Genomic DNA, 6,953 nt, shown 5'->3' on the forward strand with positions numbered 1-6,953 from the left:
AGAACCCCGCCGCGGCACAAACCCCGGCCGGCACCGAAACGCCGGAGAGCAGCACCGCCAAGTCCCGCACCGCGCCCGCACCGGACGACGCACGCAAACCGGACAACCCCACGGACGTCAGCAAACCCTCCTGGAAGTACATCGCCAAAAAGACCTTCCGCGAGTTCACCAAGGACCAGTGCCCCGACCTCGCCGCGGCCCTGACCTACTACTCTGTGCTCTCCATTTTCCCGGCACTGCTGGCCCTGGTGTCCCTGCTGGGCATCTTTGGACAGCCCGAGAAAACCACGGGGGCCCTCCTGGAAATTGTCCAGGGCTTCGCGCCCGGTGACACCGTCGAGGCGATCCGCGAACCGGTTCAACAGCTCAGCAGCTCCTCCGCCGCCGGACTCACCCTGGTCATCGGTATCCTCACCGCCCTGTGGTCCGCCTCCGGTTACGTCGGGGCCTTCGGCCGGGCCATGAACCGGATCTACGAAATCGATGAAGGCCGGCCCTTCATCAAGCTCCGCGGCACCATGCTCGCAGTTACCATCGCGACCGTGCTGATCGTTGTGCTGCTGGCCGCCATGCTGGTCCTCAGCGGCCCGGTCGCGGAGTCCATCGGCAACGCCCTGGGCCTGGGCGGGGCGGTCCTGACCGTCTGGAACATCGCCAAATGGCCCCTCATCATCCTCCTGGTCGTGGCCGCGATCGCCATCCTCTACTACGCCACGCCCAACGTGAAACAACCCAAGTTCCGCTGGATGAGCCTCGGATCCCTGATCGCCCTGGTGATCTTCCTGCTCGCCTCCCTGGCCTTCGCGTTCTACGTCGCCAACTTCAGCAGCTACAACGAGACCTACGGCACGATCGGCGGCGTCATCATTTCACTGCTGTGGCTCTGGATCCTCAACATGTCGCTGCTGTTCGGCGCCGAATTCGACGCCGAAATGGAACGCGGCCGCCAGCTCCAGGCCGGCATCGAAGCCGAAGAAACCATCCAGTTGCCGCCCCGGGACACCAAACAAAGCGACAAGCTGCAGGCGCGTGAGGCGGAAGACATCCAACGCGGCCGCGAACTGCGTGAACGGAGCAGCGGCGCGGACACGGAGGCCGCCACTGCTTCCCGGTCCGCCCGGGACCAGGCCCCCCGCAACCCGCGGGACCAAAGCCCCTAGCCCTTTCCGGGACCTTGCGTTCTACTGGGGGGCCAAGTGCCCCCCAGGGGCGGACCAGGCTGACCGGGAGGACGCATGACGGCACCCGCCGCAGGGGACGAACGCACCACAGTGGCAGTGGGCTACGACGGGTCCGAGGCGGCGCAGACGGCCGTCCGGTGGGCCGCTGACTACGCGGCTTCCGGGGGATACCGCCTCCGTGTGGTGCATGCCTGGATCTGGCCCCTAGTCACCAAGAAGCTCGGACCGGTCAAGGGCGTTGAAGGCAGCGGGCTGCGGCACGCGGTGCTGCGCGATGCCGCACGCGATGCCCGTCTCCTGGTGGTCAGCAGCCGCGGACTCGGCGGCGTCCTGGGGCACGTTGCCGGATCGGTCTGCCTCAACCTGGCCGGCTCCTCCCCCTGCCCGTTGATGGTCATCCGCCGGCCGCGCAGCCCGGGCCAGGCTGCCGGACGGCATGGCCCCCTGCGCCGCCGGGAGCTCCTGGACCACACCCTTGAGGAGGCCCGCATCCTTGAGGAGGCCCGCATCCTTGCCCCGGAGCTGTCGATCTCCGGGGTCCTGCGGGAAGGCCACGCAGCCTCCAAGGAACTGCTGGCGGCCGCCAGCGACGCCGAAGTACTGGTGATAGGAACCCACAACCGTGAAGGCGGTCCGGGCAACACTGTCACGGCCGTCCTGAACAAGGCGCGCTGCAATGTCCTGATTACGCGCTGACCCCGCCCCACCGGACCACCGCCTTCAGAGGGGAGCTGAAGGTTCTAGCAAAGGAGGACGCCCGTGCGAGCCTGGCGGGTAGGACAGCCCGGGCCGATGAGAAGCGGCCCCCTGGTGGCGGACGAGTGCCCCGATCCCCGGCCGGGTCCCGGGGAGGTGCTGCTGCGGGTCCGGGTGTGCGGAGTCTGCCGCACCGACCTGCACCTGGCCGAGGGCGACCTCGCGCCACGGCGCCCCGGCGTCATTCCGGGGCACGAAGTCGTCGGCGAAGTCATCACGTGCGGTGCCGGCGCCACGCGGTTCTCCCCCGGAGACCGTTTGGGGGTCCCCTGGCTCGGCGGGACCTGCGGCACCTGCCGCTTCTGCCTGCGCGGCGCGGAGAACCTCTGCCTCTCCCCCGTGTTTACCGGCTGGGACCGCGACGGCGGCTACGCCGAACTCATCACGGTGGCCGAGGACTTTGCCTACCGGCTCCCGTCAAGCTTCTCGGACGAGGAGGCAGCACCCCTGCTGTGCGCGGGAATCATTGGCTACCGCGCCCTCTGCCGCGCCGACCTGCCCATCGGCGGACGGCTGGGGATCTACGGCTTCGGCGGATCCGCGCACCTGGCGGCCCAGATCGCGCTCTTCCAGGGCGCCCGTGTGTACGTCATGACACGGTCCGAGGAAGCACGCGCCCTCGCCCTCGAGCTGGGGGCGACCTTTGCCGGCGGCGCCGACGAGCAACCGCCGGATCCGCTGGACTCCGCCATCCTCTTCGCTCCGGCCGGCAACCTGGTTCCGGTGGCCCTGCGCGCCCTGGACCGCGGCGGCACGCTTGCAGTCGCGGGCATCCACCTGAGTGACATTCCGCCGCTGCACTACGCCACGGAGCTGTTCCAGGAACGCCAGCTGCGCAGTGTCACTGCCAACACCCGGGCCGACGGCGAGGAGTTCTTCCGCGTCGCCGCGGAGATACCGCTGCGACCCACCACCGTGTCCTATCCGTTCTCGGCCGCGGACAAGGCCCTGCTGGACCTGTCGGAGGACCGGGTCACGGGCGCGGCCGTGCTTCGGATGGACTCCCCGTAGCCGGAGTATGGGCGCCAGCCGGGTCAGCTGTCCTTGCGCAGGAATACGTGTTCCTGGCCGGCCCGGAGCAGCAGCCGCTGGGCCCCCACCCGCACCAATACCGGGGCGGCGTCACCGGGGGCCGCCGACACCGTCAGCCGGTCCCGTTCCAGCCGGACGGCGAGCCTCTGGTCCCGGTAGCGGACCTGGAAATGCACGCGGCTGAGCCCGATGGGCAGCCGCGGCGCGAAGTCGAGGGCGTCCCGAGTGATCCGCAGCCCGGCGAAGCTGCGCTGGACGACGTCGATCGTCCCGGCCATGGCACCCAGATGGATGCCCGAGCTGGTGGTTCCACCCTGGGTGTCGTCCAGGTCCGCGTCCAGGGCTTCCCGGAACACCGCCCACGCCCGCTCCGGGTCCCGCTGCGCCAGCACCGAGGCGTGGGCCACCCTGCTGAGGGTGGATCCGTGCGCCGTCCTGGCGAGGTAGAAGTCCACGGTGGCGGCCATCTGCGCGGAGGTGACTGCGTAGCCCATCCGGGCCAGGAATTCGATGAGCTGGTCCTCGCCCAGGACGTACAGCAGCATCAGGACGTCGGCCTGTTTGGCCAGCCGGTAGTTGTTGGTGCTGTCCCCTTCCGCTTCCAGGATCAGGTCCAGCCGCTCGATGAGCCCGTAGCTGCGGCGGTAGTAGTTCCAGTCGAGTTCCCGGAGCGCGCTGTACCCGTCGAACTGGCTGATGACGCCGTCGTCGTGGAACGGAACGAACATGCGACGGCTGAGGTGTTCCCAGGCCTCGATCTCGGCAGCGGTGACCAGCAGCCGGGCACGCAGCTCCTCCATATCGAACCCCCGGACCGAATGCATGATCCAGACGGCCTGGTCGAACACCCACGCCGCCATGATGTTGGTGTAGGCGTTGTCGTTCAGCCCGCCGCCCGGGTCCCCCGGATTTCCGGTGTGGTATTCATCCGGGCCCATGACGCCGCGGAGGTGGAAGCGGTCGTCCGCCGGGTCCAGCTCCGCCATTGACGCGAACAGCCGGGCGACGTCGACGATGATTTCCGCCCCGTGCTCTGTCAGCCAGCCGCGGTCCTGGGTGGCCTCGAAGTACTGCCAGGCGTTGTAGGCGACAGCCAGGCCAACATGCCGCTGGAGCCGGGAATAGTCCTGCATCCAGTGCCCGGACCGGCGGTTGAACAGCAGTTTGGGCGTCTGTTCCGTGCCGTCGCTGCCGCTTTGCCACGGGAACAGTGCCCCCTCCAGCCCCGCGGCCCGGGCCGCGTCCCGTGCGGCGCCGAGCCGCCGCCACCGGTAGTCGATTAACTCCCTTGCGACGGACGGCAGCCTGGAGTTCAGCAGCGGGAGAACAAAGAGTTCATCCCAGAAGACGTGTCCCCGGTAGCCCTCGCCGTGCAGTCCGCGGGCCGGTACGCCCGCGTCCAGTTCCGCGGTGTGGGTGGTGAGCGTCTGCAGCAGATGGAATACGTGGAGGTTCAGGATGAGCTGCGTCTGCGAGCCGTCGACGAGCTCGATCACGAACGGTTCGAGCAGGATCGCCCAGGCGGCCTCGTGCGCGGCCTGCAGCGCCGCGAAGCCGCCCGTGGCGCGGGCCAGGGCGCTCCGGGCTGCCGTCAGCGGCGCGGCGATAGCGTGGTCACGCGAGGAGGCCACGGCCACGGTCTTGAGAACCGTCAGCGGCTCCCCAGCAGCCACGGAAAGCTCAAAGCGGTGCGTGTGCAGCCCGCCCAGCTCTTCGGCGGTCCCGGCCCCACACGGTCCGCCGGACCCGGAGACTTCCGTCCGGAGCGCCAGGGCGATCCCGACCCCGCTGGTAACGGTCCGGACTTCCACGGTGAGGTCGGCGACGCCGGGGCCGGCCGCGGAGGCGGCCACCTTGACGGATCCGAGATGCCTGCTGGAGAGCGCCGCGTCCTCGGGGACATTGGAGTTGGTGACGTCCGTGTCGCAGCCGCTGCGGATGCTGACGCCGCCGCTCCAGCCGACAGCCGTGACGACGGTTTCCAGCGCGGCGAGGTTCGGCATGGCCATGGACACGAGGCGGCGCTGCAGCAGGCGGAGCTGCCTGCCGGCGTCGTCCTCCAGGACCGCCTCGCGGGTGAGTACTGCCCGCTTCAGGTCCAGGGTGCGCCGCTCGCTGCGGAGGCAGAGCCCGCCCTCGGACCACCAGGCGCCGTCGCCGATCCGGAGGTCCAGTGGCAGCCAGTCGGGGATGTTGACCATGTGCTCGTCGTCGGTTTCCTGGTCCATCACGACACTGTGCAGGCTGTTGTAGACGCCGGCGAGATAGCTGCCGGGGTAGTGCACTGCCCCGGCGCGGTGTTCGGGGGCGGCGCCACGGGTGGCCAGATAACCGTTGCCCAGGGTGGTGAGGGCTTCGCGGTGGCCTTCGTGCGCCGGGTCGAAGCCCTCGTAGACGAGCAGCCACGGGTGCGTGATGACGAGGCCGATGTCCAGTTGGCTGACGTCCTCGACGACGACGTCGGCGCCCGCCGCTTCCAGCGGATCCCGGCGCCCGGCACGGTCGATGCCGACGACCAGCCCGAAGCCGCCGCGCCGCCCGGCTTCCACCCCGGTGACGGATTCCTCGATGACCATCGCCCGGGCGGGCGGGATCGCCAGCCGGCGCACCGCTTCCAGCGGCAGCGCGGGGGCCGGTTTTCCTGCGACATCGCGCTCCAGCGCCGTCTGCCCGTCGATGATGTGGTCGAAGACGTCCGCGAGCCCTGCGGCGGCCAGCAGCGCGCCGGCGTTCCTGGCGGAGGTGGCAAGCACCACCGGAATCCGGCCCGCCTTCAGCCTGCCGAGCAGGTCCGTGGTGCCGGGGAAGGCCCGGACCGGGTTGGTGCTGAGCAGCTTTTCGAACACTTCGTTGTGGCGTGCCGCGAGGCCGAAGGCGCTCCACTCCCCGGAACCATCCGAGGGTGCGCCGTCCGGGATGGCCCCGCCTCGGGAACGCAGGAAGGTGGCCACGGCGTCCTCCCAGGTCCGGCCCGCCACCAGGTCCAGGTAGTCATCGGTGCTGAACGGGTCCCGGCGGGTCCCGGCCGGAAGCCGCGGGTCCTGGAGGACCTCGTCGAAGAGCCGTTTCCAGGCCGACGCGCGAAGCTCCGCCGTGTCCGTGACCACGCCGTCGAGGTCAAAGATCACGGCATCGACGGGCGCCAGTGCGGCGGCGAGGGTGGGCGACTCCGTCATGCCACAGTCGTATCAGCCATCAGGCCTGCGCGACAGGGGCGTTGTGCCGCAGTGTCGTGCCTCCCGGCCAGCCCTGCCGGCGTCACCCCAGCAGCGCATCGAGGGTGGTGAAGCCGTAGCCGGCCTGGCGGATCCGTTCGATCATCCCGGGCAGTGCGTCGGCGTCGAGCGTGGTCCCGTCGTCGGGGTTGGAGCCGATGTGCATCAGCACGATCTCCCCGGGCCGGAGCCGGGCGAGCACCCGGTCCGCCACGATTTGGGCCGTGATTCCTCCGCTGCTGCCCTTCCAGCCCAGCGTATCCACGGTCCAGCGGACGGGCAGGTAGCCGTAGGCGTTGACCGTGGCGATGGTGCGGGCGTCGCGTTCGCCGAAGGGGAAACGGAACAGCGGCCGCGGATCCCCTCCGGCGGAGCGGATGGCCTGCTCGGCTCCCGACAGCTGCTGCCCGATCGCGGCGTCGGGGAGCCTGGTGAAGCCCGGATGGGTCATCGAATGGTTGCCCAGCCGGTGGCCGCCCGCCACGATCGCCGCGACTCCGGCCGGATTGGCTGCGGCCCAGTTGCCGGTGAGGAAGAACGTGCCGCGGACCCGCGTGGCGGCCAGGGTCTGCAGGATGCTGGGCAGCCCGGCGGAGTTGGCTCCGGCGTCGAACGTCAGCGCCACCACCGCGCCGGCCCCCGGAATCACTTCGAGGTCACGTCCGGCCAGCGCTGCAGGGAACGGGGCGGCCGGGGCCGGCGGGGCCGGCGCAGGCGGGGCCGGCGGGGCCGGCGGTTGGGGGGCCGGCGGAGCCGGCGCAGGAGGGGC

At 70.2% G+C, this 6,953-nt stretch carries 5 protein-coding genes; 3 read left to right on the plus strand and 2 right to left on the minus strand.

The genetic code is table 11. The features are described from left to right. The 3 genes from ACZYX4_RS17440 to ACZYX4_RS17450 all read left to right on the plus strand — a co-directional run. Positions 1–1,160 (plus strand): YihY/virulence factor BrkB family protein (locus ACZYX4_RS17440; protein WP_463878317.1); only part of this gene is annotated, 1,160 nt, incomplete at its 5' end. A gap of 75 nt (positions 1,161–1,235) precedes the next feature. Continuing rightward, positions 1,236–1,877 carry a universal stress protein gene (locus tag ACZYX4_RS17445; RefSeq protein ID WP_463878320.1) on the plus strand — a complete coding sequence of 214 codons (642 nt, stop codon included), beginning with the start codon at positions 1,236–1,238 and terminating at the stop codon, positions 1,875–1,877. 63 nt (positions 1,878–1,940) lie between these two features. Next, positions 1,941–2,948 (plus strand): zinc-dependent alcohol dehydrogenase family protein, encoded by a 1,008-nt coding sequence (locus ACZYX4_RS17450; protein WP_463878322.1) that lies wholly within the window; start codon positions 1,941–1,943, stop codon positions 2,946–2,948. Positions 2,949–2,971: 23 nt separating this feature from the next. Here ACZYX4_RS17450 and ACZYX4_RS17455 read toward each other — a convergent pair whose 3' ends face one another. Both ACZYX4_RS17455 and ACZYX4_RS17460 read right to left on the minus strand, forming a co-directional pair. Beyond that, complete coding sequence (locus ACZYX4_RS17455) at positions 2,972–6,145, minus strand: HAD family hydrolase (protein ID WP_463878325.1); 3,174 nt, start codon at positions 6,143–6,145, stop codon at positions 2,972–2,974. Between the two features lie 82 nt (positions 6,146–6,227). Continuing rightward, the coding region (locus ACZYX4_RS17460; protein ID WP_463878327.1) for a polysaccharide deacetylase family protein at positions 6,228–6,953 on the minus strand (726 nt) is incomplete at its 5' end.

It is taken from the genome of Pseudarthrobacter leeuwenhoeki, from assembly GCF_055412885.1.

Excerpts from the sequence above, each read along its gene's own strand:
- ACZYX4_RS17445 (WP_463878320.1), top strand. The coding sequence starts at position 1,236 with ATGACGGCACCCGCCGCAGGGGACGAACGCACCACAGTGGCAGTGGGC.
- ACZYX4_RS17455 (WP_463878325.1), bottom strand. The coding sequence starts at position 6,145 with ATGACGGAGTCGCCCACCCTCGCCGCCGCACTGGCGCCCGTCGATGCC.